Source organism: Cupriavidus basilensis OR16, assembly GCF_000243095.1.
GTDB lineage: Bacteria > Pseudomonadota > Gammaproteobacteria > Burkholderiales > Burkholderiaceae > Cupriavidus > Cupriavidus basilensis_D.
This window is the reverse complement of record NZ_AHJE01000186.1, coordinates 1-657: the sequence shown is the minus strand read 5'-3', so window position 1 is coordinate 657 and position 657 is coordinate 1. Positions and strand designations below refer to the sequence as shown.

Annotated in this window: 1 protein-coding gene and 1 pseudogene; both read right to left on the bottom strand. The window is 65.0% G+C overall.

The genetic code is table 11. The features are described from left to right. Positions 1–241 (bottom strand): ATP-binding cassette domain-containing protein (locus tag OR16_RS37520; protein WP_202801124.1); only part of this gene is annotated, 241 nt, incomplete at its 3' end. 68 nt (positions 242–309) lie between these two features. Continuing rightward, a pseudogene (locus OR16_RS37515) lies at positions 310–657 on the bottom strand (Rieske (2Fe-2S) protein); the annotation flags it as partial.

Genomic DNA, 657 nt, shown 5'->3' with positions numbered 1-657 from the left:
ATGGGTTGCCCCACCAGCGCATATGGCCCGCCGAAGGTGTTTCCAGGCCGGCAAACAGCTTGAGCAAGGTACTCTTGCCGCAGCCGGACGGACCCAGCAGCGAGACGAACTCGCCGGGCTGGATCGCCAGCCTGACGCGCTCCAGCGCCACGGTGCCGTTGGGGTAGGTCTTCTCGACCTGGTTGGCGAACAGCAGCGGCGCGTCGGCGTCGCGCCGGCTGGTGCCGGCCGGGGCTTGCATGGCAGTGCGATAGAGGGCGCTCATGGCTGTCTCCGTAGGGATGGTTCCGGGGCTATCCGAGGTCGGGCCTAAGCGCGAACGACGGGAATGCGAAAGGTCTCCTTCTCTCCATGCCGGGTGAACAGTTCCATCAGCATCTTGCGCATCAGCAAGCCGGGCTTGTCGGACTCCATATGGAATTCCACGCGGCGGCGCGTGTCCACGCAGGCGTCGTAGTCGGTCGCCTCCAGGATGTCGCGGTCCTCGCCGACGATGGGCGCGTCCCAGTCGATCAGTTCCTGGGTCGAGCAGTCTTCCTCGCTGTCATTGCGGTATAGCCACTGCGACAGCATCACGCTCTTGTCATCGATCGGCGTGGCGCAGTTGTAGATGATGTGGTGGCGTCCGCTGGCCGGATAGGTGCAGCCGAAGCGGCG